Here is a 25795-nt window from a genome sequence, read left to right on the forward strand (position 1 = left end):
ACCAGCAAGATGGGTATCGGCTACCAGGTCGACTACCTGGCCACCGAGCTGACCCGTCGCGGTCACACCGTCGATGTGTTCTCCCCTGTCCCCCGGTGCCCGGTGCCCGGTACGGCCATCGGCAGATCGACCTCACCGGCTCGCTGCGTACCTTCCGGTTCGCGACCCGTCTGCGCCGTGCGGACTTCAGCGGGTACGACGTCCTGCACGCCCACGGCGACGACTACTGGATGTGGCGTCGCAGGGTGCCCTCCCACGTACGCACCCTGCACGGTTCCTGCTTCGATGAGGCACTCACCATTCGCGGGATCAAGGAGAAGGCGCGGATGGCTGCCCTCGGCGGCAGCGAATGGCTCGCCTCGCTCGTCGCCGACCACACCGTGACGGTGGCACCCGAGGCGCAGCGTTGGTACCCGTGGGTCCACCAGGTCATCCCCAACGGCGTCGACTTCGACCTTTTCGCCCCCGCCGGTGACCTGCACAGCCGCCGCGAGCACCGGCCCACGGTGCTGTTCGTCGGGACCTGGCACGGCCGCAAACGGGGGTCGGCCCTGGTGGCCGACTTCGATCGGAGGATCCGGGCCGAGGTGCCCGACGCGCGGTTGTGGCTGGTGTGCGACGACGCGCCCGGGACTCTGCCACCCGGTGTCACCGCCTACGGGCGGATACCCAACGCCGAGCTCGCCGATCTTTATCAACGTGCTTGGGTCTTCGTATTGCCCTCTGATTACGAGGGATTCGGGATCCCGTACGCCGAGGCGATGGCCGCCGGGGCAGCCGTGGTCGCCACTCCCAACGAAGGGGCCAGGTTCGTCACCGACCACGGCCGGTTCGGCCGGCTGGCTGCGTTGGGCGACATCGGTCCCGCCGTCGTGGATCTGCTGTCCGACCACGCGGGCCGCGACGATCTGAGCCGGGCCGCCCAGGAGTGGGCCCAGCGGTTCAGCCTGCGGTCGGTCGTGGACCAGTACGAGGCGTTGTACGCGGCGACATCCTCATGACGGCGAGCAGGCGCGACCACCTGGTCGTCATCCTCAGCTACGGCGATCCCGGGCGGGCGGTGCGCTGCGCGACATCCTGCCTGGCGGACGGCACCGCCGATCTGCTCGTCGTCGTCAACCCGGTGAGCCCTGGGTTGCCCGCGGACCGCGCGCTCACCGAATTGGTCGCCCGCGAGCAGCAGGTCGACCTGTTGGCCCTGCCCGAGAACCGCGGTTTCACCGGTGGCATGAACGCCGGTCTGCACTGGGGGCGGCGGCGCGGTTACGGGATACTGACCGTGCTCAACGACGACACCACCGCCGGCCCGGGTGTCCTCTCGCGCCTGGGTGACGACGTCCGCGCAATCCCGGCCGCCGCGATCGCTCCCCGCATCGACTACGCCGATCGCCCCGGGCAACCGTGGTCGCTGGGCGTCACGATCGACCCGGACGACCTGCTGCCCCGCCACCTGAGCGAGTCCGAGTTCGCTGCGCTGCCCCGGCGCGACGACGGCCTGGTCGCCGTACCCATGTTCACGGGTTGTTGCATCTGCGCGGGCACGGACGTGTGGGACCGGGTCGGCGACTTCGATGACGACTACTTCCTCTACTTCGAGGATTCGGACTGGTCCCAGCGGGCCCGGCAGCTCGGCGTACCCCTGCTGATCGACGACGCGGCGGTCCTGACCCACGAGGTCTCCGCATCGTCGCAGGGCGCCCCCTCACCGGCTACTACTACGCCCGCAACCTGCTGCGCTACGCGACGGTCTGGCACGCGAGCGGGACCGTCGCGCTGCGGATGTACACGCGACGGTCGCTGCGGCCGGCGTTGCGCACGGCCCGCCACGAGGGACCGGCCGAGTCAGCCCGCCGCACCCTCGTATCCGTTGCTGGCGCAACGGCGTTCGCGATCCGTCACCGCGGACCGGCAGGGCCGGTGCTGACTCGTGTGATCGGTGCGCTGGACGGCCGGGAGCGGCACCGTGATGAGTGAGTCGACGCTCCCGGTCCCCGACGACGTCGCGCGGGAGTTCACGCACGCGGCCGCTGAACAGCTGGCGGCCCGGGCCTCGGCGCGGGTGCTGCACCTCAAGGGCATGGCGCTGGACCCCCGCTGCGCCGCGACACGGTCAGCAACGACGTGGACGTGCTGGTCGAGCCCGCACGGACGGCCGCCGTCTCATCGCACCTGGCCCGGTGCGGATGGGTCCTGGAAACCGACTTCGCCGCAGGATCGCCGTTCGAACACGCGGCTACCTGGCGCCACCCGGTGTGGGGTTACCTCGACGTCCACCGGTGGTGGCCGGGCATCGAGATCGACCCTGCCCGGGCCTTCGACCTGCTCTGGGCGGCGCGCCACGACCGGCAGTTCGCGGGGGTCGGCTGCGCCGTACCAGCCGTGGTGGATCAGCGGATCATCCTGCTGCTGAACGCCGCACGCGCCGGTGCGCACGCACGACCGCAGGACCTGGAGCGCAGCTGGCGGGGCCTGACGCGCACCGAGCAGCAGGAGGTCCGTGCCCGCATCGGGCAGTTCCGCGCCGAGCCGGCGTTCGCGGTCACCCAAGGTGGCCTGGAGCGGTACCGCCGGCGCCGCAGCTACCGGCTCTGGCGCGCCGTCGGCGAGCCGACCTCACGGACCGCCGAATGGTGCGCCAGGGTGTACGCCGCCGACGGGCTGACCGCCCGCGCCCGCCTAATCGCCCGGGCGGTCCTGGTCAACCGCCAGCACCTGGAGGTCCTGGCGGGGCGGCCCCTGAACCGCCGGGAACTGGCGACCGCCCAGTGGCGCCGGATGCTGGCCGGCGGGCGGGAAATCACCAAGGCGACCGCGCGAATCGGGCGACGACCATGACCGCTGCCTACCGGCTGGGCGCCGATACCGGCATCGTCGTACGCCGCGAACCGGACCTGATCGTCTACCTCGCCAACCTGGTGTCCGGTGAGATCACCGTCGCACCAGGGGTTTCCGCGGTGGCGATCCTGCAGGCCATCGGCGATGACCCATCCGAGGCGGACAGCCGACTCCAACCGGTGATCGACGCCGTGGTGTCCTCCGGACTCCTGGTCGAGGTGATCCGATGACGACCGCCCACGTGGCCATCGTGCACAACAACATCGACGGCGACTCCGCTATCGGCAAACTGGCCCGCTGGGCGGTGCAGGTCGCGCTCGAAGCCGGCTGGCGGGTCACCGCCGTCGCCCACGACCTCGACCCCGAGCTGCGGACCGAGGTCGAATGGCGGCGCCTGTTCGTCCCGCCCCGGGTGCACGCCGTCCAGTGGGCCGTGGCGGAACCGACGGTGCGCCGCGCGCTGCGGGGAAGTGCCCACGACGTCCTGCACGTCTACCAACCCCAGCTGACCGGTTTCGCCGACACCTGGCACGTGTCCTACCTGTCCCGGTCCGCCGTCGAGCACGGTGCCCTGGGAGACGAACCCGGCAACCGCGCTCGGGCCCGCCGGGCCCAGGCCCGCCTCGTCGCACGGATGGAGGACGCCTACCTACGCCGCACCGGGTCGGGGGCGCAGGTCCTGTGGTGCAGTGAGTTCATCCGCGAGGAGTACCTACGGTTGTACGGCGCGCCCGCCCGTGGGCAGATCCTCTACGACCCGGCGCTGGACGCCGGTGACGTGGCACCCGGGCCGCGGCCGGTTCCCGCGGATGCTCCGGTCATCGGATTCCTGGGCGGCCTCGACCCGCGCAAGGGTTACCGGGAGCTCATTGCCGCTGTCGCCGCTGTCCCCGGCGCGCGACTGGTCATGGCCGGCCCGGGCAGCGGCGGTTTCTCCGACCACCGCCTGGGCGAGCGTCTGACCGCGCTCGGCTGGGTGGCCGACCTGGCCGCCTTCTGGGCGCGCATCGACGTACTGGCCATGCCCAGCCGGTTCGAGCCCTTCGGGATGGCGGCGACGGAGGCGGCGATTCGCGGCATCCCGGTCCTGCTGAGCCCCCAGGTGGGATGCGCGCACCTCATCGTGGGCGACGGCGCCGGCGCCGTCTGGGACGGCACCCAGGAGGACTTCGCCGCCCAACTGCGGGCGCTGTCGCGCCGAGGGCTCGATCGACCCGGGTTCCCGCAACGGGTCGCCAACACGCTGGACCCGCGGCGGCTGGGCGAGCAACTCCTCGCCCACTGGACGACCGCGGCGACCGTGCGCCGTTAGCCGCGTTTGCCCGCCCGCCGCGACCCGCCGCGGCCGGACTCCGGCCCGGATGCGGCCAGGTCCTCGCCGTAGCCGTACTTGCCGCCGTAGCCGTAGTCGTCGCTGAAGCTGTCGGCGTAGTTGAGCACGGTGCCCGAAAGATTCGCGTCGACCGTTTCCAGGGCCTTGAGGGTGACCTGCAGTTCGCGGCGGGACACCTGCCCGCCACGAGCGACCAGGATCAAGGTCCCGGCCAGCTTCTCCAGTTCCAGCGCGTCCACGACCGGCAACATCGGCGGGCTGTCGAAGACGATGAAGTCGAACTCCGCGACCAACTCCTGGAACAGGTTGTGCATCTCCGAAGACCCGAGAAGCTCGCTGGCATTCGGCGGCACCGGTCCTGCCGGCAGCACGAACAGCGGCAGCGCGGGCTCCGGCTCCACCAGCACGTCCTTGAGCGCGACGTCGTGCACGAGCACGTTGGTCAGTCCCACCGAACCGTCGATGCCGACCGCGGACGCGACACCCGGTTTGCGCAGATCCCCGTCCACCAGCACCGTGCGGTGGCCGTCGCGCGACATGGCAAGGGCCAGGTTGGCCGCCACCGTCGTCTTGCCGTCCCCGGGGCGGGCGGAGGTGACCACCACGGCCGGGACGTCGTTCGTGACGTTGACGAACTTCACATTGGTGCGCAGGCGACGCATCGCTTCGACCATGGCACCCGAGGCGTTCCCGGAAGCGTCCACCACCCGTCGACCGCCGCCGACCCGCGGCACGATGCTCAGCACCGGCCGCTGCACGAGGGTCTCCAGATCCTCCACGGTCCGCACCCGGTTGTCCATGAAGTGCCGCAGCAGCGCCATCGCGACGCCCAGCAACAACCCCACGGCCAAGGCCAGCTCCACCGTCTTCCTGACGTCGGGAGACGCCGGCGCGGAGGGCACCGTGGCCGGTTGCACCGCAGTGCTGGTCACCGACCCTGCCCCCGACAGCAACTGGGAGAACTGCGGGGCCACGGCCGCCAGGGCCGGTCCGGTCGCGTTGGCGATCGCCGCCGCTTCCTGGGCGCTGCCGGAGGTGGCGGTCACCGTCATGATGTTGGCCGTGTCGGACAGGGTCGCGGTGACGTTCACCGGCACTGCCGACCCGACCTTGGCCTCTTTGCGAATGACGTCCTGCACCGCCGGGGCCGAGACGACCTGCGCGTAGGTGGCGAGGTCGTCACGCTGCACCGGGGTGCCCTGGCCGTTGCTGCCGGCCAGGTAGAACCGCGCACTGGCCTCGTAGGTCTTCGGTTGCATCAGAGTGCTCACGGCCGCCGCGGCCAGGACCACGAGCAAGGTGCCCAGCAGCCAGCGCCAGCGTTGGCGCATGATGCGCAGAAAGTCGCGGATGGTCACGCGCGTCGAGCCTCCGTGGTCGGTAGTCCGGGCAAGTGTGCCACGAGCTGCGAGCCGAGCACGGTGCCCAACTGACGCGCGAACTGCTCGGGAGCGAACTGCTGCGCGGTCGTCATGACCTTGTCATGATCCCAGGAGAGCGCGTCGAATCTGGCCAATCCGTCACGGAGGGCCGGCACTTCGGGTGCGTCGAAGAAGAGCCCGTTGACTCCGTCCTGGACGGTGTCCAGGTACCCGCCGCTGCGCAGCGCGAGGGCCGGGGTGCCGAACAGCGCGGCCTCGACCGGGGTCAGCCCGAAATCTTCGAAGCTGGCTGCGATCAGGCACCGGGCGTTCGCGTACGCCCATCGCAACTGCGCCTCCGGCACGTCGCTGCACAACTCGACGTTCGGCGGGCGGTCGGCGTCGATCTGGTCCCTCAACGGGCCGGCGCCGATGACCAGCAACCGGTCGGCTCGTCCGACGAAGGCCCGCACCACCATGTCGACGTTCTTGTACGGCAACAGCCGGCATACGACGAGGGCGAAACCCGGCTCGATACCGGCGATCGGCTCCTGCTCGCCGGCGGGATCGAGGGTGACCGGCGGATGGATGATCACCGGTTCGATGCCGTACGTCGCTCTGACCACCTGGGCGACCGCGGAGGAGTTGACGATGTAGGTGTCCGCGGTTCGCGCGGCCCGGCGGTCCCATCGACGCAACCCCGGGCGCAGCGCGGCCAGTGCCACTCCTTTGGGCGTCAACCACCAGTTCTCGCCCAGGTATTCGCGGGTCTTGTACAACCACCGGGCCGGTGAGTGGCAGTAGACGACCTTGCGACCGCTGACCCGGATGCCGTGTGCCCAGCCGCTGCTGGACACCAGGACGACGTCACCGCTCACCGATGTCGTCGAGGCCGCCAGAGCCAGGATCGGCATGGCCGCCCGGTAGTGCCGCCGCAACCAGCCGACGCCGTTGAGCCAGCTGGTCTGGACATCGACCTCGCAGAAGGAGGCGAAGGTCGCCGAGGGCTCGTACATCAGCGTTTTCAACGTGGCGTCGGGGAACAGATCGCACATCGCGCGGACCACGCGCTCCGCACCGCCGCGCTGCGTCAGGTAGTCATGGGCAAGCGCCAGCGCAGGTCGCGGTGACCGGCCGGGGATCAGCCGTTGCCACAGCGCCGTGGTCCTGCGCGCCGACTCGGCCAGGTCGTATCGCTCGGCCGCATACCGGTAGGCGCTCTGCGCGCGATCCTCGGCGCCGTCCGGGTCGGTCAGGACCTTGACGATGGCCTGCGCGAGCGCCGCCGGATCGCCGGCCGCCACCAACTCGCCGTACCGCTCCTGCGGCGAGGGTTGCACGATGTCGTCGGCTCCGCCGCCGGCGGTGGCCACCACGGGGACCTGCCGGGCCATGGCTTCGGTGATCACCTGGCCGAACGGCTCCGGGACCGGTGAGGCGTGCACGAAGACCGACCAGGTGTCCATCTCTCGGTAGGGGTCCTCGACGTGCCCGGCGAACTCCACGTGCCCGGTCAGGCCCAGCCGGTCGACCTGGTCGCGCAGCGCGGCGACGTAATCGTCCTGGCCGAACATCGCCGCACCGACGATGCGCAATCGCGCGGCCGGGAACCGCTGGAGGATCAGCGGTGCTGCGGCCAGCAGGATGTCCTGGCCCTTGGTGTCGCTGATCCGGCCCAGCATCCCGATGATCGGTGCCTGCGGATCGGGCCGGCGCCGCGACCCGGTGAGGGCCGCCGGCTCCAACGCCGGTGCGATCACGTTGACCGGTGTGCCGGGCAGGGTCCGGGCGGTGGCGTCGGAGTTGGCGACCACCGCATCCGGCACCATCCGCGCGGCGCGGCGGAACGTCGTGACCCACGCCCGGGGCAGGTAATCCGCGGCGATCCGGTCGTGGAAGTGCCACACCAACGGCAGACGCAGGGACTTTGCCGCCGCGGACACCAGCAGGTGGCTCTTCAGCGACTGCGAATGCACCAGGTCGAGATTGAGTTGCTTCAACGCCCTCCGCAGGCGCCGTTCGAAGCCCGGGACGTTCGCGAGCTGCCGGCGCAGCGCCGGCAGGTCGAGAGCGTGCGCCCGGCCCGTGGAGTTCACCGTCGTATCGAGCGGCACCACGACCACCTCGAAGCCCTCGGCCTCGAGCGTGTCGGCCAGCGGACCGTGCTCGAAGAACACGAAAACCGGCTCCACCTCCGGCCGGATCGATCGCGCGAGCCGGGCCGTCGCCAGTTCCGCGCCGCTGGGAAGCGCGCAATGGCTGACCATCGCTACCCGCGGACGTCGCGTCGGAGCCATCGATTCGGTCTCCTTCCACGATCCCGGTCAGCGATAGTGTTCCCCAGTTGTCCCCGGATTGTGTATTCGACCCCGGAACACGTCCACCCCCTGAAGTCGAGCGAGGCAGCCCGCGTGCGAATCCTGCGTCTTTCGCACAGTGGTGTCGTGGCCGCTTGGCGCGGCCGTGAGCAGGCCCTGCGCGCGGCAGGGGAATCGGTCCGTCTGCTGTGCGCCGAGCGGTGGGATGAGGGCGGTCGCATCGTCGGATTGTCGGCGGCCGATCGCGCCGACGAGCACGTCACGGGAGTCCGGACCTGGGGTTCCCATCCGGCCCTGTTCGTCTACGACCCGCGTCCGCTCTGGCACGCCCTGGGCGATCGGTCCTTCGACGTCCTCGACCTGCACGAGGAACCGTTCGCCCTGGCCAGCGCCGAGTTCCTCCTGTTGCGCTGGCTACGCCGCTGCCGCGCGCCGTACGTCATCTATTCGGCCCAGAACATCCCCAAGCGCTACCCGATCCCGTTCCGATGGTTCGAGCGCGCCATCCTGCGCCACGCCTCCGGCGCCTACCCCTGCAACCTGGCCGCCGGGCGGATCATGCAGCGCAAGGGGTTTCCCGGGGCGCCCGAGGTCACGCCGCTCGGTTTCGATCCGGCCGTCTTCCGGCCCCGCCCGGGCCCGCGGGCGCCGGGGCCGGTCCGCATCGGGTACGCCGGGCGGCTGGCCCCGCACAAGGGTGTCGCCACCCTGGTGGCCGCTCTCGCGCCGTACCCGCAGCTGACCCTGACGGTGTGCGGTTCGGGACCGCAGGAGCAGCAGCTGCGGCTGCTCGCCGAGCACGAGGGGATGGCCGAGCGGGTCACCTTCGCCGGATCACTGTCCGGCCAAGCCCTCGCCGACTTCTACCGCTCGATCGACATCCTGGCCGTCCCATCGCTCAGGACCGCCTCGTGGGTCGAACAGTTCGGCCGGGTAGCGGTGGAGGCGATGGCCTGCGGCACCCCGGTCGTCGCCACCGACTCCGGAGCGCTGCCGGAGGTGATCGGGGACGGTGGCGTCATCGTCCCCGCCGGTGACGAGCGTGCACTCGGGGCCGCACTGGCCGGGCTCGCCGCGGACGAACCCCATCGACACCGGCTGGCCGCTGCGGGCGTCGCCCGGGCCGGCACCATGACCTGGGCCGAGGTGGCCGCACGACTGCGCCGGGTGTACGCCGCCGCCGTCCACGAGCCGCTCGCCGAGCCGCCGGCCGTCCGGGTGGTCGTGGTCGCCTACCACCGCGCCGACCTGCTCGAGGGCGCCATATCCGGCCTGGCCTACCCGGTGACGGTCGTCGACAACTCAGCCGACGAGCAGGTGCGGGCCGTCGCGCAGCGCCACGGCGCGACGTACCTGGACGCGCGTCGCAACGGGGGCTTCGGCACCGGCGTCAATCTGGCGCTGGCCGACTTCGACATCCCGGCCGACGTCCTGCTGCTCAATCCTGACGCCGCGATCGGCAACGACGCGATCGCCGCGATGCAGCGGCAACTGCGCGCGGACCCGGACGCGGCGACGATTGCGGCACCCCAGTCCGACGCCACCGGTCGGCCCGCACGGGTGATGTGGCCGTTCCCGACACCGGGCGAGAGTTGGCGAGCCGCGGTCGGCCTGGGCGGGCGGTCACGACCGGCCTTCGGCATCGGATCGATCCTGATGCTGCGCGCCGAAGCCCTGGCGCAGGTCGGCGGGTTCGATGAGGACTTCTTCCTGTACGCCGAAGAAACCGACTGGGCCTACCGCGCCCGGCTGCTGGGTTGGCGGCATCTGCTGGCGCGCGACCTGTCCGGCACCCACGAAGCGGCCGCCACCAGCACCGACCCCTTGCGTCGCGAAACCCATTTCGCGGCCGGGCACGAACGATTCTCCCGCAAACACTTCGGCGGCCTGGGTTGGACACTGACCCGGGCGGGTGTCATCGTGGGCGCCGCGGGCCGGTGGGCGATGGGGGCCTCCGACGGCCGGACGCACCTGGCCCGCGCGAAACGCTATCTGCACGGTCCGATGGCGCTGGAGAAGGCACTTTCGCAGGGAGCGGAATGACGACGTTCGTGAAGGATCGCGGGGGCAGCCTGCTCGCGACCGTCCTGGCCGTCGTTGTCGCCGTCCTCGCCGGCCTGCACGTGAGCCAGCGACCGGAGCTGGTGCTCGGGCTGGCCGCCGGCCTGCTGGTGTTCCTGATGGGCGTGTACGACGCCAGCCTGTTGGCCCTGGTGTGCTGCCCCGCCTTTCTGATGGTCCTGCGCATCTCGGTCGCGGGTACCGACCTGGCCGTCTCCGACCTGGCGATCGCCGTCTGCGCGGTGGCGGCCCTGGTTTCCGGTCCACGCCCGTACTCACCGCCCCTGCGCGCCCTGTTGTGGCTGTGCGTCGGATATCAAGCGGCCCTGACCGTCACGTTGATCGCGACTCCCTATCGCGCGAATTTCATCGAGTGGGGGCATGAGTGGATGCTGGCGGCCGGAGCGCTGCTCGTCGGCTGGACTCTGGCCGCATCGGGTCGGGGCACCGCCGCCTGCAAGGTCCTTCTGACCTGCGGCGCCCTGATCGCGCTCGGCGTGATCGGGCAGGGTTTGTGGCAGTTCGCGCACGACGACTTCAGCGCGGTCTACCTGGCCGGGCCGTTGCCCATGCACAAGAACCTCGCCGGGACGATCCTGGCCTTCCTGGCCCTGCTGGCCTACGCCCGGCCGCTCTGGCTGCCGATCAGCACCACCGTGCTGCGTCTGACCTTCGGCCTGCTGGTGGTCGGCCTGCTCTTCACCCAAGCCCGCCAGGGGATCGTCGCCCTCCTGGTCGGGGTGCTGGTGCTGTTGTGGTTGCGGCCCAAGGAGCAGCGACGCTCGACCGTGATCGTGGTCCTCGCCGTTCCCGTGGCGGCCTTCATCTGGTGGGCAACCCAGCAGCAACTCGCCGACCCCAGCGACTTCTCATCGGCCAACATCCGCATCTCGTCCTGGAAGACCTCGATGAAGATCTGGCAACTCGATCCCTGGTTCGGTCAGGGCTTGCGCTGGTGGTACCGGCCCGACTTCCCGGGCATCATCGCTCCCCCGAACGGTCTGACGGAGATGCTGACCAGCGCCGGGATCGTGGGCGCGTCGGCGTATGTCGTGCTCTTCTGCGGCGCGGTCTGGATCCTGGCGCGGATTCCGCGTCGCTACGGCGCCCTGGCCATCGCGATTCTCGTCGCCCACGTCCTGCGCGGCCAACTCGACATGTTCTGGCTGGCCGTGGTCGCGTCCCTGCCCTGGATCCTCATCGGCATCTGCCTCGGCACACAACGCTGGGAGAACCCGGTCGCCACCGCGTCGCCTGCTCCGGCCCGGCAGCCGGCCGAGATCGCCCCATGAGATCGGTCCGGCAACTCGCACCACGCATCGGTCACGGCACCGGCGTCGGCGCGGTTGCCGCCGGGTTGGCGGCCGCCCTCGACAGAGCAGGTGTCGCGGTCGCGGAGTTCACCCTCGCGGACACGCCGTTCCGGCCGTTGCCCGGACACACCGCGGTGGTCCGTCATCTTGACCATGCGCGAGAGGTCATCTACTTCTCGACCGCCGGATCCGTGCGTGCCCGCCGGGTCTTGAAGCAGCACCCGCAGCAGTGGTCCATCTGCCACAACGACGTGCTCGCCGGCGACGTCTACGTCAACCACGGGCTGTTGCGGGCCGCGATGCAATCGCGCGGTCACGCCGGCTTGCGTCTCGCCCGCAACCCGTTGCACCTGTTCACCCAGGCCCGTGACTGGTGGCGCTTCTCCTACTCCCGGGCGCACCGGGCGGTCGTACATCTGAGCGCCCAGGAGGAGGCGAGGTTCCACCGTCTCTATCCGCGATCGCGCCTGCGAACCGAGGTGATCGGCAACGGCGTCGACACCACGTACTACCGGCCTCCCGACGACACCGAGCGCTCCTGCGCGCGGGCTGCGCTCGAGGTGCCCGACAACGCATTCGTCGTGAGTTTCGTCGGGCACGAGTTCGGCCGCAAAGGCCTGCGGCTCATCATCGATGCACTGCCCTCCCTGCCGCCTGAGGTGCATCTGCTCGTCGCGGGCGGCCGGCCGGAGGACATCAACGAGGCCCGGCTCCGCTGTCGTGCGGTCGCCGTCGACGACCGGGTGATCTTCCTCGGGGTGCAGCCGGACTCCCGCCGGGCGCTGTGGGCATCGGACGTCCTGGTCCTACCCAGCAGCTACGAATCCTTCAGTCTCATCCTGTTGGAGGCCTTGGCCTGCGGTGTGCCCGCCGTCCACACCAGAACCGGTGCTGCACCTGACCTGATCGAGCCGGGAGGCAACGGCTTCCTGATCGATCCGACGGTCCCGGACGTCATCGAAGGCATTCGCGCCGCCCTGCGCCTCGACGCCGCCGCCGCGCGCCTGGCGGCCCGAGAAGCGGCGACCCCGCACGACTGGGACGTCGTGGCGCAGCGATACCTCGACCTCCTCGCCGAACTGGCCCGATGAAAGTCGTCCATGTCGTGCGCTCGGGCGGCTTCGCCGGCGTCGAGGCACACATCCTGGCCCTGGCACCGGCGCTGTCGGATCTCGGTGTCGACGTCCGGGTCATCGGAGGCGACCCTGGGCGCATGTCACAACCATTGCAGGACAGAGGAATTGCGCACTACCCCGCCACGTCCGTGCCCGAGGTCGTGCGGCGGTTGGCGCACCTGCGCGACTGGCATCCCGACCTGGTCCACAGCCACATGACCGCCGCCGAGTTGGGGGCCCTTCCTGGCTATCCCGTGCTGCGCGCGCCGCTGGTGACCACCCGGCACTTCGCCGGGCTGCGCGGCCGGGGTGGCCCCTGGCAGCGGCCCTACCGCCTGCTGGACCGAGTGGCTACCCAGGTGTCGGTGAGCCGTGCCGTCGCCGAGGCCATCGACACGCCGAGCACTGTCATCCACCCCGGCGTCACTCCGCCGCCACCGGCCCGCGAGCGCAGCCGGACGATCTTGATCGCTCAACGACTGGATGCCGAGAAGGACACCGCCGTCGGCGTCGAAGCGTTCCGCCGGTCCCGCCTGGCCGAGCGCGGCTGGCGCCTGTTGATCGCCGGCCGCGGCGCGCAGGAGCCGGCGCTGCGGTCGCTGCCGGATGAGGCCGTCGAGGTGCTCGGTTACCGCACCGACGTGCGCGACCTGATGGCCCGGGCCTCGATCCTTCTGGCCACCTCTGCGTTCGAACACTTCGGGATCAGCGTCGTCGAGGCGATGGCCGCGGGCACGCCGGTCGTTGCCACGGCCCGCGCCGGCCACCTGGAGACGGTGGGCGCGCTCAGCCCGGAAACCCTTTTCGCACCGGGCGATTCAGCCGGCGCGGCCGCCATCCTCGCCGACCTTGCGGACGACCCGCCACGCCGTGCCCGCCTCGGCGAGACACTCCACCGCGACTACCTGGCCCGGTTCACCGTGCACGAGTGTGCGCAGCGACATCTGGCACTCTACGAAGACCTCGTGCGATGACCGACGTCGTGGCGATCTCCCTCGAACCCTGGGACGAGGTGTGGCGACGCAACCAGCACTTCGCCACCGCCCTGCTGCAGCGCGATCCGACCCTCCGCCTGCTCTTCGTCGAGCCGGATCACGACGCCCTTCACGATGTCACCCGCCGGCAGCGGCCGAGCACAGGCGCCCGCCTGAGCCACCTGGCACCGGATGAGTCGCCGTACGCCGATCGCGTATGGCGCTGGAGCGCAACCAAACTCATGCCCCGAACCCTGGACCGGACGTACGACGCGCGGTGGGCTCGGCACGTTCAGCGCGCCGCCCGTCAGATCGGCTTCACACGCCCCGTGCTGTGGGTCAACGACCCGCGCGGCGCGGCGGTGACCCGTCGCACCGGATGGCCGACGATCTACGACATCACCGACGACTGGCTGGCAGCGCAACGGACGCCGGCCGAGCACGACCGCCTCGTCGCCGACGAGGACTACCTGCTCGGCCACGCTGCGCGTTTGACGGTCTGCTCCCCCGGGATCCTGGCGGCCAAGACCGCGGGCCGCCCGATCACGTTGCTCACCAACGGCGTTGATACGGATCACTGGCGCACGTCGCGTGCGCGGCCCGCTGACCTGCCGGATTCCGCAGTGCTCTACCTGGGCACGCTGCACGAGGACCGTCTCGACGTTGCGCTGGTGACCGCCACCGCCCAGCGACTGAGCGGGCGGGCGACCGTCACCCTGCTGGGACCGAATGCCCTCACACCGCAGTCAAGTTCGGCGTTGCACCGCGCGGGTGTCGCACTGCTCGGTGCTCGTCCGTACGCCGAGCTGCCCGGCTACCTACAGCACGCGTCGGTGTTGATCGCACCGCATCTGGTCAACGCCTTCACCGAATCTCTCGACCCGATCAAGTTGTACGAGTATCTCGCCGTCGGACGACCCGTTGTCAGTACGCCGATCGCGGGCTTCCGCGACCGCCCGGAAGTGACCATCGCGCACGGACCGGACTTCGCCGCAGCGGTCCGTTCGGCGCTCACGTCCGGCGGCCACGCGGCGTACGTTGCGCACGGTCTGCCGACATGGCAGGGCCAGGGCGAACGATTCGCCCTGGCCCTGGAAGAAGTCGCTGCCGGTTAGGCGCTCATCGCCTTCTGCAGGTTCTCGTCGATCGCGGCCAGGAACTCCTCGGTGGTCAGGAACGGCTGGTCCGGGCCGACCAGCAGCGCGAGGTCCTTGGTCATCTTGCCTTCCTCGACGGTCTCGACGCAGACCCGCTCGAGGGTTTCGGCGAACTTGGTCACCTCGGGGTCTCGTCCAGCTTGCCGCGGTGCGCCAAGCCCTGGGTCCAGGCGAAGATCGAGGCGATCGGATTGGTGGAGGTCGCCTTGCCCTGCTGGTGCTGGCGGTAGTGCCGGGTGACGGTTCCGTGCGCCGCTTCGGCCTCGACGGTCTTGCCGTCGGGGGTCATCAGCACCGACGTCATCAGGCCGAGGGAGCCGAATCCCTGTGCCACGATGTCGGATTCGACGTCACCGTCGTAGTTTTTGCACGCCCACAGGTAGCCACCGGACCACTTCAGAGCCGAAGCCACCATGTCGTCGATCAGGCGGTGTTCGTAGGTCAGGCCCAGCTCGTCGTACTGCGCCTTGAACTCCTCGTCGAAGACCTTCTGGAAGATGTCCTTGAACTGGCCGTCGTAGGCCTTGAGGATGGTGTTCTTGGTCGAGAGGTAGACCGGCACCTTGCGCTGCAGGCCGTAGTTGAACGAGGCGCGCGCGAAGTCGGTGATCGAATCGTTGAAGTTGTACATGCCCATCGCGACGCCGCCGTCGTCGCCGTACTGCGCGACCTCGTAGGACTGCTCCGGGCCGCCGTCGGCCGGCTGATAGGTGATGGTCACGGTGCCCGCGCCGGGCACCTTGAAGTTCTGCGCTTTGTACTGGTCGCCGTGGGCGTGGCGGCCGATGATGATCGGCTTGGTCCAGCCCGGCACCAGACGCGGGATGTTGGAGATGATGATCGGCTCGCGGAAGATCACGCCGCCCAGAATGTTGCGGATCGTGCCGTTCGGGCTCTTCCACATCTCCTTCAGGCCGAACTCCTCGACCCGCGCCTCGTCGGGCGTGATGGTCGCGCACTTCACGCCCACGCCGTACTGCTTGATCGCGTTGGCCGCGTCGATCGTGATCTGGTCGTCGGTCGCATCCCGCGACTCGATGCCCAGGTCGTAATACTTCAGATCGATGTCCAGGTAGGGGTGGATCAGCCGGTCCTTGATGAACTGCCAGATGATGCGTGTCATCTCATCGCCATCGAGTTCGACAACGGGGTTCTTGACCTTGATCTTGTCCGATCCGGACATATGTAAGTCGCTCCTACCTGGTGGGTACACCTTCCCTACCAGGCTAACGGCACCGGCCGCGTCCGTCGTTCGGGGCACCCGGTTCGAACTTTCCACCGCCGGTCCTGACAGACCGGGTAGGCTCACGACGACACGCACAGGACGGCCCAGAAGAGGCGAGTCACGCCATGGTTGATGATGACGTCCCCCAGCACGGGTCCGGAGTGCGACCGATCAGCCGCCGCACCCTGGCCAAAGGCGCGGCGTGGACGACGCCGGTCCTGGTGGCGGGGTCCGTAGTACCGGCACAGGCGGCCAGCGCGCCGGCCACTCCGTGTCAATGCCTGGTGGGCTACAGCCGCGGCTCGGACTGGACCAGGACGGACAACACCTACACGTTCGACATGAACGTGCTCAACTCCAATTGCGGGCTCCTCAGCCTCTTCTTCAGCGTCGTGAACGCCGACGACCCGACCGCGGCGTATTCCGTCACCTATACCGATTCCACGGCGGCCACCGTCAACGGTTCGACCGCTGGCAATCTGCTGGCGATCGGGACGATCACCGGTACGCTCACCGTCCCCGCCGGGAAGACGGTGAGCCGTTTCTGCGTCGCCATCGACGTCAGCTACCGGTTCATCCTGAGTAGCACGGTCCGCACCTGCACACTTCAGCTGTGCTGGGGGCTCACGAACCCCACTGCATCCTCCGGCTCCCTGGTGGTCGGCTGAGCCCACCCACTCGGGCGGTCGTCAGCCCTGCTAGCGTCGCGACGTAAGCATCGTTTCCGCCCTGAGGGGATTTCCATGAGCACGCCTGTCAAGGTGGCCGTGACCGGTGCGGCCGGTCAGATCGGCTACAGCCTCCTGTTCCGCATCGCCAGCGGTTCGCTGTTCGGTCCGGACACTCCCGTCGAGTTGCGCCTGCTGGAGATCACCCCGGCCCTGAAGTCGCTCGAAGGCGTCGTCATGGAACTGGACGACTGCGCCTTCCCCACCCTCGCCGGAGTGCAGATCGGGGACGACCCGGCCACGGTCTTCGACGGTGTGAACTTCGCGCTGCTGGTGGGCGCCCGTCCGCGCGGCCCCGGCATGGAGCGCGGCGACCTGCTGGAGGCCAACGGCGGAATCTTCGCCCCGCAGGGCAAGGCCCTCAACGACGTCGCGGCCGACGACATCCGCGTGGTCGTGACCGGCAACCCGGCCAACACCAACGCGCTGATCGCACAGAGCAACGCCCCTGACATCCCGGCCTCGCGCTTCTCCGCGCTGACCCGCCTGGACCACAACCGCGCGATCAGCCAGCTGGCCGCGAAGACCGGCGCTGCCGTGACCGACATCAAGAAGATGACGATCTGGGGCAACCACTCCGCGACCCAGTACCCTGACCTGTTCCACGCCGAGGTCAAGGGCCAGATCGCTGCCGACCTGATCAACGACCAGGACTGGCTGGAGAACACCTACATCCCGACCGTGGCCAAGCGCGGCGCCGCCATCATCGACGCCCGTGGTGCCTCCTCCGCCGCGTCGGCCGCCTCGGCGACCATCGACCACGCCCGTACCTGGGCCCAGGGCACCCCCGACGGTGACTGGGTGTCCATGGCCGTGAAGTCCGATGGCTCGTACGGCGTGGCCGAGGGCCTGATCTCCTCCTTCCCCGTGACCGTCAAGGACGGTGAGTGGCAGATCGTCCAGGGCCTGGAGCTCAACGACTTCTCCCGCGCCAAGATCGACGCCTCGGTGGCCGAGCTGGCCGAGGAGCGCGACGCCGTCAAGGGTCTCGGCCTGATCTGAGCCCATCACGTACGCCGAGAGGCGCCGGTCCCCCGCGGACCGGCGCCTCTTCGTTGTGCCGGCGAACCGCCTACAGGACCACGACGGTGAAGATGCCGACGGTCGCCAGGCCCAGACCGGCGTACAGGCAGACATCGATCACCCGGTGGCGGATGGTCAGTCCCGGCGTCTTCGACGACGGAACGGACGCGCGCACGATGGCGGCGGCAATCAACGCCGACCCGATGACGTAGCCGCCGAGGCGCACCGAATCCGCGACGATCATCACCAGGCCCGCGGCACACAGGACGGCGAGTGCCCACCACGCCGAACCCAGCCGTGCGCCGGTCACCCCAGCGCTCGTTCCGCGGCGTGCACGACGTTGACCAGCAGTTGCGCACGGGTCATCGGCCCGACCCCGCCCGGATTGGGCGAGAAGTATCCGGCGACCTCGATCGCGTCCGGCGCGATGTCACCGGTCACGACGCCGTCCACGCGGGAGACACCGACGTCCAGCAGGGCCGCGCCGGGTTTGACCATGTCGGCGGTGATCAGCCCGGGGACACCCGCCGCCGCCACGACGATGTCGGCATCGCGCACGTGCCGGGCCAGGTCCCGGGTGCCGGTATGGCACAGCGTGACCGTCGCGTTCTCGGCGCGCCGGGTCATCAACAGGCCCAGCGGACGGCCGACGGTCAGCCCTCGCCCGACGACGGCGACTTCCGCACCGGCGATCGGCACGTCGTACCGGCGGAGCAACTCGACGATCCCCATCGGGGTGCACGGCAAGGGGCCGCTCTCCCCCAGCACCAGCTTGCCCAGGTTGTACGGATGCAGCCCGTCGACGTCCTTGTCCGGATCGACCCGGGACAACAGCGCGAATTCGTCCAGTCCCGTGGGCTGTTGGATCAGGAACCCGCTGCATGCGGGGTCGGCGTTGAGCTCATCGATCACGGCTTCGACCTCGGCCTGGGTCGCGGTGGCCGGCAGGTCGCGACGGATGGAGGTGATGCCTACCTGCGCGCAGTCGCGGTGCTTGGCGCCGACGTACCAGTGCGATCCCGGATCGTCACCGACGAGCACGGTGCCCAGCCCCGGCACGATGCCCTTGTCCCGGAGGACGGCGACCCGTTGGGTCAGTTCGGCCTTGATCGTCTTCAGCGTTGCCGTGCCGTCCATCACCGTCGCACTCACGGCATGCATCCTCCCATCCCCGCCCGCTAGGTTGGAGGCGTGGCCAATAGCGTCTACGTCGCATCCGCCGAGGGGTTCTCGGGCAAGTCAACGATCGCTCTGGGTGTGTTGGATGCGCTCGTGCGCAGCGGTGAGCGAGTGGGTGTGTTCCGCCCGATCGCCCGGTCGGCCATCGAGCCCGACTATGTGCTGCAGACCCTCCTCGCACACGACAGCGTGGACCTGGAGTACGCCGAGTGCCTGGGGGTGACCTACGACGACGTCCGCGACGATCCGGAGGAGTCGCTGTCGACCATCGTGCAGCGCTACAAGCACGTGGAGGCGCAGTGCTCAGCGGTGGTCATCGTCGGCACCGACTACACGGACGTCAGCGGTCCCACCGAACTGGCCTACAACGCGCGGATCGCCGCCAACCTGGGGGCGCCGGTGCTGCTGGTGCTCAACGGGCGCGACGCCCATTCGGCGGCGGAAACCCTCGGCATCAGCGAGCCGCGCACCCCTGAGCAGCTCGGGCACATCGCGCACCTGGCGGTGGCCGAGCTCATCCACGAGCGCGCACAGATCCTGGCCCTCGCGGTCAACCGCGCCGACGAGACCTGCTTGGACCAGATCCGCGAGGCCGTCCACCACGTCGCCTCCGACCAACTCGGCCTGGGTGACACACCGGTCTGGGCCGTCCCGGACGATCCGATGCTGGTGGCCCCGAGCATCCGCGACATCCAGGACTCCCTGGGTGCGACGTTGCTGCGCGGCGACCCGACGCGGTTGTCGCGGCCGGCGACCGGTCTGGTCATCGCCGGGATGTCGACCGTCAATGCCCTGGAGCACCTCACCGACGGTGCCGCCGTCATCGTTGCCGGTGACCGCTCCGAGATGCTGCTCGCGACGGTGCTCGCCGATCAGTCCGGCACGTTCCCCTCGCTGGCGACGATCATCCTCAACGGCCCGTTCCAGGTGCCCGGGGTGATCCAGCGGCTGCTGGACGGTATTCCCTCGACGCTGCCGGTGTTGCAGACCGACAGCAACACCTACCAGACCGCCGTCCGGGTGATGGGCGCTCGTGGCCGGGTGACCGCCGACTCCACGGTGCGCTACGAGCGCGCGCTGGCGCTCTTCGAACGCAGTGTCGATCGCGATGAGTTGTTGCGTGCTCTCGATGTGTCGCACACCAGCGTCGTCACCCCGCTGATGTTCGAGTACGGCCTGGTCGAGCGCGCTCGTGGCCAGCGCAAGACGATCGTGCTGCCGGAGGGCAGCGACGACCGGATCCTGCGAGCGGCCGCGATCGTCATCAGCCGGGGAATCGCCGACCTGATCATCCTGGGCGACGAGGAGCAGATCCGCGCCCGCGCGCACGAGCTGGGTGCCGACATCTCTGCGGCACAGGTGATCTCGCCGTTCCAGAAGGATCTGGTGGCCCGGTTCGCCGACGAGTACGCGCGGATCCGGCAGAAGAAGGGCGTCACGCTCGAGCAGGCGGCCGACACCGTCACGGACGTGTCCTACTTCGGCACGATGATGGTCCACCTCGGCCTCGCCGACGGCATGGTGTCCGGCGCGGCGCACACCACCGCGCACACCATCCGGCCGGCCTTCGAGATCATCAAGACCCGACCGGGGGTCTCGGTCGTGTCGTCGGTCTTCCTGATGGCCCTGGCCGACCGGGTGCTGGTCTACGGCGACTGCGCCGTCATCCCCGATCCCACCGCCGGGCAGCTCGCCGACATCGCGGTGAGCTCCGCCGCGACCGCGCGGGCCTTCGGGATCGATCCCCGGGTGGCGATGCTGTCCTACTCGACGGGTAGTTCGGGTTCGGGTGCCGACGTGGACAAGGTGCGTACGGCGACCGACCTGGTCCGCGCGAAAGCGCCGGATCTACCGGTGGACGGCCCGTTGCAGTACGACGCGGCCACCGACGCAGCGGTCGCACGCACGAAGCTGCCGGAGTCCGAAGTGGCCGGGCGCGCAACCGTTTTCATCTTCCCCGACCTCAATACCGGTAACAACACGTACAAAGCGGTGCAGCGCAGCGCGGGGGCGGTCGCCATCGGCCCGGTGCTGCAGGGACTCAACAAGCCGATCAACGACCTGTCGCGGGGAGCCCTGGTCGAGGACATCGTCCTGACCATCGCGATCACGGCGATCCAGTCGAGCATCGCGGGAGGTGTCTGATGCGAGCAGTATTGGTGATCAACTCCGGTTCGTCGTCGTTCAAGTACCAACTGATCGACAGCGAGTCCGAGCAGGTCCTTGCCAGCGGACTGGTCGAACGCATCGGCGACGAACACTCCGGGATCAGCCATACGGTGGACGGCACGAAACACCAGCGAGAGCTTGAAATCGCCGATCACACAGCTGGATTCGGCGCCATGATGGAGGCCTTCAGCGACTTCGGACCGTCCCTGGACGACGACCCGCCCGCCGTGGTCGGCCACCGGATCGTGCACGGCGGCCAACGTTTCTTCGAGCCGACCATCATCACCGATCTGGTGAAGATCAACATCGAGGACCTGTCCGAGCTGGCGCCCCTGCACAATCCGGGCGGGCTGCAGGGCATCAACGCAGCACAGGCCCAGTTCCCGGACATTCCGCACGTCGCGGTTTTCGACACCGCCTTCCACCAGACGATCCCGCCCGCCGCCTACACCTACGCGATCGACACGTCGGTGGCCGAGCGGTACCGGGTCCGCAAGTACGGCTTCCACGGCACCTCCCACCAGTTCGTCTCCGGAGCGGCGGCGCAGTTCCTGGACAAACCCTTGGAGGACCTGCGGCAGATCGTCTTCCACCTCGGCAACGGCGCTTCGGTCACCGCGATCGACGGCGGCAAGTCGGTCGAGACGTCGATGGGTATGACGCCGATCCCCGGCCTGGTGATGGGCACCCGGAGCGGCGACGTGGACCCCGGTGCGCTGCTGCACCTGCTGCGGCACGCGCGGATGGGCGTCGACGACATGGACAACCTGCTCAACAAGCGCAGCGGCATCTTCGGCCTGAGCGGCCACACCGACATGCGCGACCTCGCCGCCGCCATCGACTCCGGGGACGAGGCAGCGCAGGCCGCTTTCGATGTCTACATCCACCGGCTGCGGCTGTATCTCGGTGCGTACGTCTCGGTGCTCGGCGGGGTCGACGTGATCGTCTTCACCGCCGGGGTCGGTGAGAACGACGCTACCGTCCGGGCCGCCGTCCTGGAGAAGGCACAGTTCCTCGGAGTTCGAATCGACCCGGAGCGCAATGCTCTTCGCTCCCACGACGCTCGCCGGATCAGCGCGGACGACTCGGCGATCGACGTACTCGTGGTGCCCACCGACGAGGAGCTGGAGATCGCCCGACAAGCGGTCGCGGCGATCTCCTGACCCGCGTGGACGCGCATGCCGACCACGGCCTCACTGTCGTGGTCCCGGTGCACAACGGAGCGCGCACTCTGCCCGACACGCTGGAGTCCCTGCGTCTCCAGACGGCGCCGCTGCACGAGGTGATCGTGATCGACGACGGCTCGACGGATGAGAGTGTGCGCATCGCCCGGAGCCATCCGGTCGCCGCCCGCGTCATCGAACTGGGTCCACACCGCGGCGCGGCCTTCGCTCGCAACACCGGGCTGCTGGAGGCCCGGACCGAACGCGTGGCGTTCCTGGATCAGGACGATCTGTGGCTGCCCACTCGCGCCGAACGGGTGCTAGCGGTGTTCGCGGCGCATCCGGACCTGCAGGTGCTCGTCACGGGCGAACGGGTTTTCGCGGTCGCCGAGGACCGGGCGGACCTCACGGCCGGCGGGCATCCGTTCGCCGAGTGGGTCACGTGGTGGCCGGCGGCCGACCGCGTGATCGCGGAGATGACCGACCTCCCCGCGGATGCCGAGCCGGAATTCACCTGGGTCCGCACCTCGCGGGTCCTCTCGGGCAGCCTGACCGTCACCACGTCGTACGTGCTGCCTCGCACCCTCAGTCTCCAGGTCGGCGGCTTCGCCACCTGGGCACGATCGGCCGATGACTGGGTGCTGCTGCAGTCGCTGGCGGCGCACACTCCGATCGGTTCGATCGCCGACCGCTCGGTGCTCTACCGGGTGCATCCGACCAACACGTCGGTGACCACCCGATGGCCACGGACGCTGCTGACGTTGGCGGCTGCCATGCGTCACGGCGGGGCCCTCGTGCCCGCGGACCACGAGCGGGACGCGGCGTCCGTCGGACCGCTGATCGGCACCAACCTGCTGCCGCACTACCTGTATGCGCTCGCCGAGGAGCCGGGTGGCCGCAGCGCGGCCGACACCTGGGCTCTGTGGCAACTGCTGGCTACGCAGGACGACCGCACCCTGCGCAACCTGACCCGCCTCGCCCGGGTCCAGGTCCGGGCGAGGCTGCCCGAGCCGCTGGTCTCGCGAACGCGACGGCTGCTGCGCGGCCCACGATCTGACAGGGTCGAGGCATGACCCACCCCGAACAATCGTCGAGCTATCAGGAAGAGGCCCGCCCCGAGGTCCTGCCCTATCTGCCGCCGGGTGCATCTGCCGTGCTCGACGTCGGCTGCGGCCCAGGCGGTTTCGGGAAGACGCTGCGCGCGCGCTACCCCACTGCGCGGATCGTGGGCGTCGAGCCCGTCGCGTCCCAGGCGGACACCGCCCGCACCGACCACGGATTCGATGAGGTGCTGAACGGGTACTTCCCGGACGTGCTGGCGCAGCGTGCCGACCGGTTCGACGTGATCACGTTCAACGACGTAGTCGAGCACATCATCGATCCATGGTCGGTGGTCGACGGACTACACGAGCGGCTGACTCCGGACGGGCATGTCGTGGCATCGATCCCCAACGTGCAGTTCGTCTGGAACCTGACCGACCTGCTCGCCGGCCGGTGGGACTACCAGGACTGGGGGATCCTGGACCGGACCCACGTCCGGTTCTTCACCCGGTCCACCGCGTTGTCCCTCTTCACCGAGCACGGTTTCGAGGTCGAGACGTGCGTCGGAATCGGCCCGGCCACCAACAGCGGCGGGCGCCTGGACAAGCGTGCCCTGCGCGGCGGGCTGATGAAACTCATCCCGGACAGTCGCTGGATGCACTTCCTGATCGTGGCCCGGTCGCGTAGGGCCTGATCAGGCCTCGACGAACGAGGTTCGCACGGTCCGCACGTAATTGTCGACGTTGAGGTCGACCAGGCAGATCGACTGCCAGACACCGAGGGCGATCCGTCCGTCGATCACCGGCACCGTGGCGTACGGCGGCACGAACGCGGGCAGCACATGCGACCTCCCGTGACCGCGACTGCCGTGACTGTGAATCCAGCGGTCGTCCGCCGGCAGCAGGTCGCGCAGTGCGTTGAGCAGGTCGTCATCGCTTCCGGCACCGGTCTCGATGATCGCCAGGCCGGCGGTCGCGTGCGGCACGAACACGTGCAACAACCCCTCGTCGCCCGCCTGCAGGATCGAACCGCACTCCCGCGTGATGTCGACGACGGCTTCGCGGTCGCCGCTCTCGATCTCGAATTCCCTAGTGCGCAAAATGCCTCGTTCCCGTGAAGTACATCGTCACACCGGCCTTCTCGGCGGCATCGATGACCAGGTTGTCTCGCAGCGAACCGCCCGGCGCGACAACGGCTTTCACTCCCGCATCCAACAGGACTTCCAGGCCGTCCGGGAACGGGAAGAAGGCATCGGATGCGGCGACCGATCCCTCGGCGCGTTCGGCACCGGCGCGCTGCACGGCCAGGTGCGAGGAGTCGACCCGGTTGACCTGACCCATACCGATCCCGACGGAGGCCGAATCCTTCGCCAGCAGAATGGCATTCGACTTCACCGCGCGCACCGCACGCCACGCGAACTGGAGATCGGCGAGGGTGTCCGGCGAGGCGGCATCGCCGGACACCAGGGTCCAGTACGCCGCGTCGTCGCCGCCCGTGACGTTGCCGTCGTCGTCGCGGACGATCGCGTCGACCCGGTCACGCTCCTGCAGCAGGACACCGCCGGAGATGTGCCGCATCTCATCGCCCGGCACCCGGTGCGGCACCTTCAGCAGCCGCAGGTTCTTCTTGGCCTTCAGCACCACGAGGGCCTCGTCGTCGAAGTCCGGCGCCACGATCACCTCGGTGAAGATGTCCTTGACGTACGAAGCCATCTCCACGGTCACCGGCCGGTTCGTGGCGATCACGCCACCGAAGGCGGACAGCGAGTCGCATGCGTGCGCCTTGCGGTGCGCGTCGGCGATGTCCGTGCCGACCGCGATGCCGCACGGGTTGGCGTGCTTGATGATCGCGCACGTGGGCTGGTCACCCTGGTCATACGCCGCGCGATAGGCCGCGTCCGCATCGACGTAGTTGTTGAAGCTCATCGCCTTGCCGTGCAGCAGCTCCCCTTGCGCGAGACCCGGCTCCGGCTGGTGGCCGTTGAGGTAGAGCGCCGCCTTCTGGTGCGGGTTCTCCCCGTAGCGCAGGGTCTGCCCCTTCAGGTACGTCGCGCCGATCCACTGCGGATAGCCCTCACCCTGCGAGGTGTCAGTCAGCACGTTGCCCATCCAGGAGGCGACCGCGACGTCGTAGGTCGCGGTGTGGACGAACGCCTCAGCGGCGAGCCGCTGACGCGCCGCCAGCGTGAAGCCGCCGTCGCGCACGGCAGCCAGGGTCTCGGCGTACTGCGAGGGGCTGGTGACGATGGCGACGGACGGATGGTTCTTGGCGGCCGCACGCACCATCGACGGGCCGCCGATGTCGATCTGCTCCACGCACTCGTCGGGGCCCGCCCCGGAGGCGACGGTGGCCTCGAACGGGTAGAGGTTGGACACGACCAGCTCGAAGGCCTCGATGCCGAGTTCGTCCAGCTGCGAAAGATGTTCGGGTTTGCGCGTGTCGGCCAGGATCCCGGCGTGCACCGTGGGGTGCAGGGTCTTCACCCGGCCTTCGAGGCACTCGGGGAATCCGGTGAGGTCTTCGACCCTGGTCACCGGCAGACCCAGATCGGCGATCAGTCTCGCGGATCCGCCGGTGGAGACGAGTTCGACGCCGGCGTCGGCGAGACCGCGGACCAGGGTCTCCAGACCGGTCTTGTCGTAGACGGATACCAGTGCACGGCGGATGGGACGGCGACCTTCGTCGGCCATGAGATGACACTCCTGCTGTCGAAACGAGCGCACCCAGGCGGGCGATGCGCGACTTGTCCACTCCCCGGTGGTGTCCCACCTTCGCCAGTCGTGTGCGGCCAGTTTACCGG

The 25795-nt window shown here is 69.4% G+C and carries 22 protein-coding genes, 1 pseudogene and 1 riboswitch; of the genes and pseudogenes, 16 read left to right on the top strand and 7 right to left on the bottom strand.

The annotated features are described in order from the left end of the window. Positions 1-95 precede the first annotated feature (95 nt). The 5 genes from ACFQBT_RS13920 (at position 96) to ACFQBT_RS13940 (ending at position 4147) form a co-directional block, all read left to right on the top strand. Positions 96-1001 carry a glycosyltransferase family 4 protein gene (locus ACFQBT_RS13920; RefSeq protein WP_377823527.1) on the top strand — a complete coding sequence of 302 codons (906 nt, stop codon included), beginning with the start codon at positions 96-98 and terminating at the stop codon, positions 999-1001. Further along, positions 998-1924, top strand: a complete 927-nt coding sequence (locus ACFQBT_RS13925) for a glycosyltransferase family 2 protein (protein WP_377823529.1) — start codon at positions 998-1000, stop codon at positions 1922-1924. The genes ACFQBT_RS13920 and ACFQBT_RS13925 overlap by 4 nt, the downstream gene beginning before the upstream one ends. Positions 1925-2121: 197 nt before the next feature. Beyond that, positions 2122-2835 carry a 2-nitropropane dioxygenase gene (locus ACFQBT_RS13930; protein ID WP_377823530.1) on the top strand — a complete coding sequence of 238 codons (714 nt, stop codon included), beginning with the start codon at positions 2122-2124 and terminating at the stop codon, positions 2833-2835. Next, positions 2832-3065: a hypothetical protein gene (locus tag ACFQBT_RS13935; protein WP_377823532.1), complete on the top strand. Its 234-nt coding sequence runs from the start codon at positions 2832-2834 to the stop codon at positions 3063-3065. Before ACFQBT_RS13930 ends, ACFQBT_RS13935 begins: the two co-directional genes overlap by 4 nt. Then, a complete protein-coding gene (locus ACFQBT_RS13940; protein ID WP_377823534.1) occupies positions 3062-4147 on the top strand; it encodes a glycosyltransferase family 4 protein in 1086 nt (361 codons plus the stop codon). The genes ACFQBT_RS13935 and ACFQBT_RS13940 overlap by 4 nt, the downstream gene beginning before the upstream one ends. Here the strand turns inward: ACFQBT_RS13940 and ACFQBT_RS13945 are convergent. Then, a complete protein-coding gene (locus ACFQBT_RS13945) occupies positions 4144-5526 on the bottom strand; it encodes a tyrosine-protein kinase domain-containing protein (protein ID WP_377823536.1) in 1383 nt (460 codons plus the stop codon). The two genes, ACFQBT_RS13940 and ACFQBT_RS13945, sit on opposite strands and share 4 nt — an antisense overlap. Beyond that, positions 5523-7826, bottom strand: a complete 2304-nt coding sequence (locus ACFQBT_RS13950; RefSeq protein WP_377823538.1) for a glycosyltransferase family 4 protein — start codon at positions 7824-7826, stop codon at positions 5523-5525. Before ACFQBT_RS13950 ends, ACFQBT_RS13945 begins: the two co-directional genes overlap by 4 nt. A 147-nt stretch (positions 7827-7973) precedes the next feature. On the opposite strand from ACFQBT_RS13950, the gene ACFQBT_RS13955 reads away from it, so the two are divergent. From ACFQBT_RS13955 to ACFQBT_RS13975, 5 genes are read left to right on the top strand one after another with little or no spacing between them, the layout of a single operon-like run. Next, positions 7974-9890 (top strand): glycosyltransferase, encoded by a 1917-nt coding sequence (locus ACFQBT_RS13955; RefSeq protein ID WP_377823540.1) that lies wholly within the window; start codon positions 7974-7976, stop codon positions 9888-9890. Further along, positions 9887-11200, top strand: a complete 1314-nt coding sequence (locus ACFQBT_RS13960) for an O-antigen ligase family protein (RefSeq protein ID WP_377823542.1) — start codon at positions 9887-9889, stop codon at positions 11198-11200. Before ACFQBT_RS13955 ends, ACFQBT_RS13960 begins: the two co-directional genes overlap by 4 nt. Then, positions 11197-12312, top strand: coding sequence for a glycosyltransferase family 4 protein (locus ACFQBT_RS13965; protein ID WP_377823544.1), 1116 nt, complete (start codon positions 11197-11199; stop codon positions 12310-12312). The genes ACFQBT_RS13960 and ACFQBT_RS13965 overlap by 4 nt, the downstream gene beginning before the upstream one ends. Further along, positions 12309-13310, top strand: coding sequence for a glycosyltransferase family 4 protein (locus ACFQBT_RS13970; RefSeq protein WP_377823546.1), 1002 nt, complete (start codon positions 12309-12311; stop codon positions 13308-13310). The genes ACFQBT_RS13965 and ACFQBT_RS13970 overlap by 4 nt, the downstream gene beginning before the upstream one ends. Continuing rightward, positions 13307-14425, top strand: a complete 1119-nt coding sequence (locus ACFQBT_RS13975; protein ID WP_377823547.1) for a glycosyltransferase — start codon at positions 13307-13309, stop codon at positions 14423-14425. The genes ACFQBT_RS13970 and ACFQBT_RS13975 overlap by 4 nt, the downstream gene beginning before the upstream one ends. On the opposite strand, the pseudogene ACFQBT_RS13980 reads toward ACFQBT_RS13975, so the two are convergent. Continuing rightward, positions 14422-15650, bottom strand: a pseudogene (locus ACFQBT_RS13980) (NADP-dependent isocitrate dehydrogenase). The gene ACFQBT_RS13975 and the pseudogene ACFQBT_RS13980 sit on opposite strands and share 4 nt — an antisense overlap. 167 nt (positions 15651-15817) lie before the next feature. Between ACFQBT_RS13980 and ACFQBT_RS13985 the strand changes: the two are divergent. Further along, positions 15818-16360, top strand: a complete 543-nt coding sequence (locus ACFQBT_RS13985) for a hypothetical protein (RefSeq protein WP_377823549.1) — start codon at positions 15818-15820, stop codon at positions 16358-16360. A 75-nt stretch (positions 16361-16435) separates the two neighbouring features. Further along, positions 16436-17422, top strand: a complete 987-nt coding sequence (locus tag ACFQBT_RS13990) for a malate dehydrogenase (RefSeq protein WP_377823551.1) — start codon at positions 16436-16438, stop codon at positions 17420-17422. A gap of 70 nt (positions 17423-17492) precedes the next feature. Here the strand turns inward: ACFQBT_RS13990 and ACFQBT_RS13995 are convergent, their stop codons facing one another. Both ACFQBT_RS13995 and ACFQBT_RS14000 read right to left on the bottom strand, forming a co-directional pair. Further along, a complete protein-coding gene (locus ACFQBT_RS13995) occupies positions 17493-17753 on the bottom strand; it encodes a DUF3017 domain-containing protein (protein ID WP_377823553.1) in 261 nt (86 codons plus the stop codon). Further along, entirely contained in the window at positions 17750-18595 is an 846-nt protein-coding gene (locus tag ACFQBT_RS14000; protein WP_377823555.1) for a bifunctional methylenetetrahydrofolate dehydrogenase/methenyltetrahydrofolate cyclohydrolase, read from the bottom strand. Before ACFQBT_RS14000 ends, ACFQBT_RS13995 begins: the two co-directional genes overlap by 4 nt. 39 nt (positions 18596-18634) lie before the next feature. On the opposite strand from ACFQBT_RS14000, the gene pta reads away from it, so the two are divergent. From pta to ACFQBT_RS14020, 4 genes are read left to right on the top strand one after another with little or no spacing between them, the layout of a single operon-like run. Beyond that, a complete protein-coding gene (gene pta / locus ACFQBT_RS14005; RefSeq protein WP_377823557.1) occupies positions 18635-20767 on the top strand; it encodes a phosphate acetyltransferase in 2133 nt (710 codons plus the stop codon). Next, positions 20767-21954 (top strand): acetate/propionate family kinase, encoded by a 1188-nt coding sequence (locus ACFQBT_RS14010; RefSeq protein WP_377823558.1) that lies wholly within the window; start codon positions 20767-20769, stop codon positions 21952-21954. The genes pta and ACFQBT_RS14010 overlap by 1 nt, the downstream gene beginning before the upstream one ends. A 5-nt stretch (positions 21955-21959) precedes the next feature. Then, a complete protein-coding gene (locus ACFQBT_RS14015; protein WP_377823560.1) occupies positions 21960-23027 on the top strand; it encodes a glycosyltransferase family 2 protein in 1068 nt (355 codons plus the stop codon). Next, positions 23024-23689, top strand: coding sequence for a class I SAM-dependent methyltransferase (locus ACFQBT_RS14020; RefSeq protein ID WP_377823562.1), 666 nt, complete (start codon positions 23024-23026; stop codon positions 23687-23689). Before ACFQBT_RS14015 ends, ACFQBT_RS14020 begins: the two co-directional genes overlap by 4 nt. Here the strand turns inward: ACFQBT_RS14020 and ACFQBT_RS14025 are convergent, their stop codons facing one another. Both ACFQBT_RS14025 and purH read right to left on the bottom strand, forming a co-directional pair. Further along, positions 23690-24094 (bottom strand): YjbQ family protein, encoded by a 405-nt coding sequence (locus tag ACFQBT_RS14025; RefSeq protein ID WP_377823563.1) that lies wholly within the window; start codon positions 24092-24094, stop codon positions 23690-23692. Continuing rightward, positions 24084-25685 (bottom strand): bifunctional phosphoribosylaminoimidazolecarboxamide formyltransferase/IMP cyclohydrolase, encoded by a 1602-nt coding sequence (gene purH / locus ACFQBT_RS14030; protein ID WP_377823565.1) that lies wholly within the window; start codon positions 25683-25685, stop codon positions 24084-24086. The genes ACFQBT_RS14025 and purH overlap by 11 nt, the downstream gene beginning before the upstream one ends. A 24-nt stretch (positions 25686-25709) precedes the next feature. Continuing rightward, a riboswitch (ZMP/ZTP riboswitch) is annotated at positions 25710-25787 on the bottom strand. Positions 25788-25795: the final 8 nt, after the last annotated feature.

Source organism: Branchiibius cervicis (assembly GCF_042661605.1).
Classification (GTDB): Bacteria; Actinomycetota; Actinomycetes; order Actinomycetales; family Dermatophilaceae; genus Branchiibius; species Branchiibius cervicis.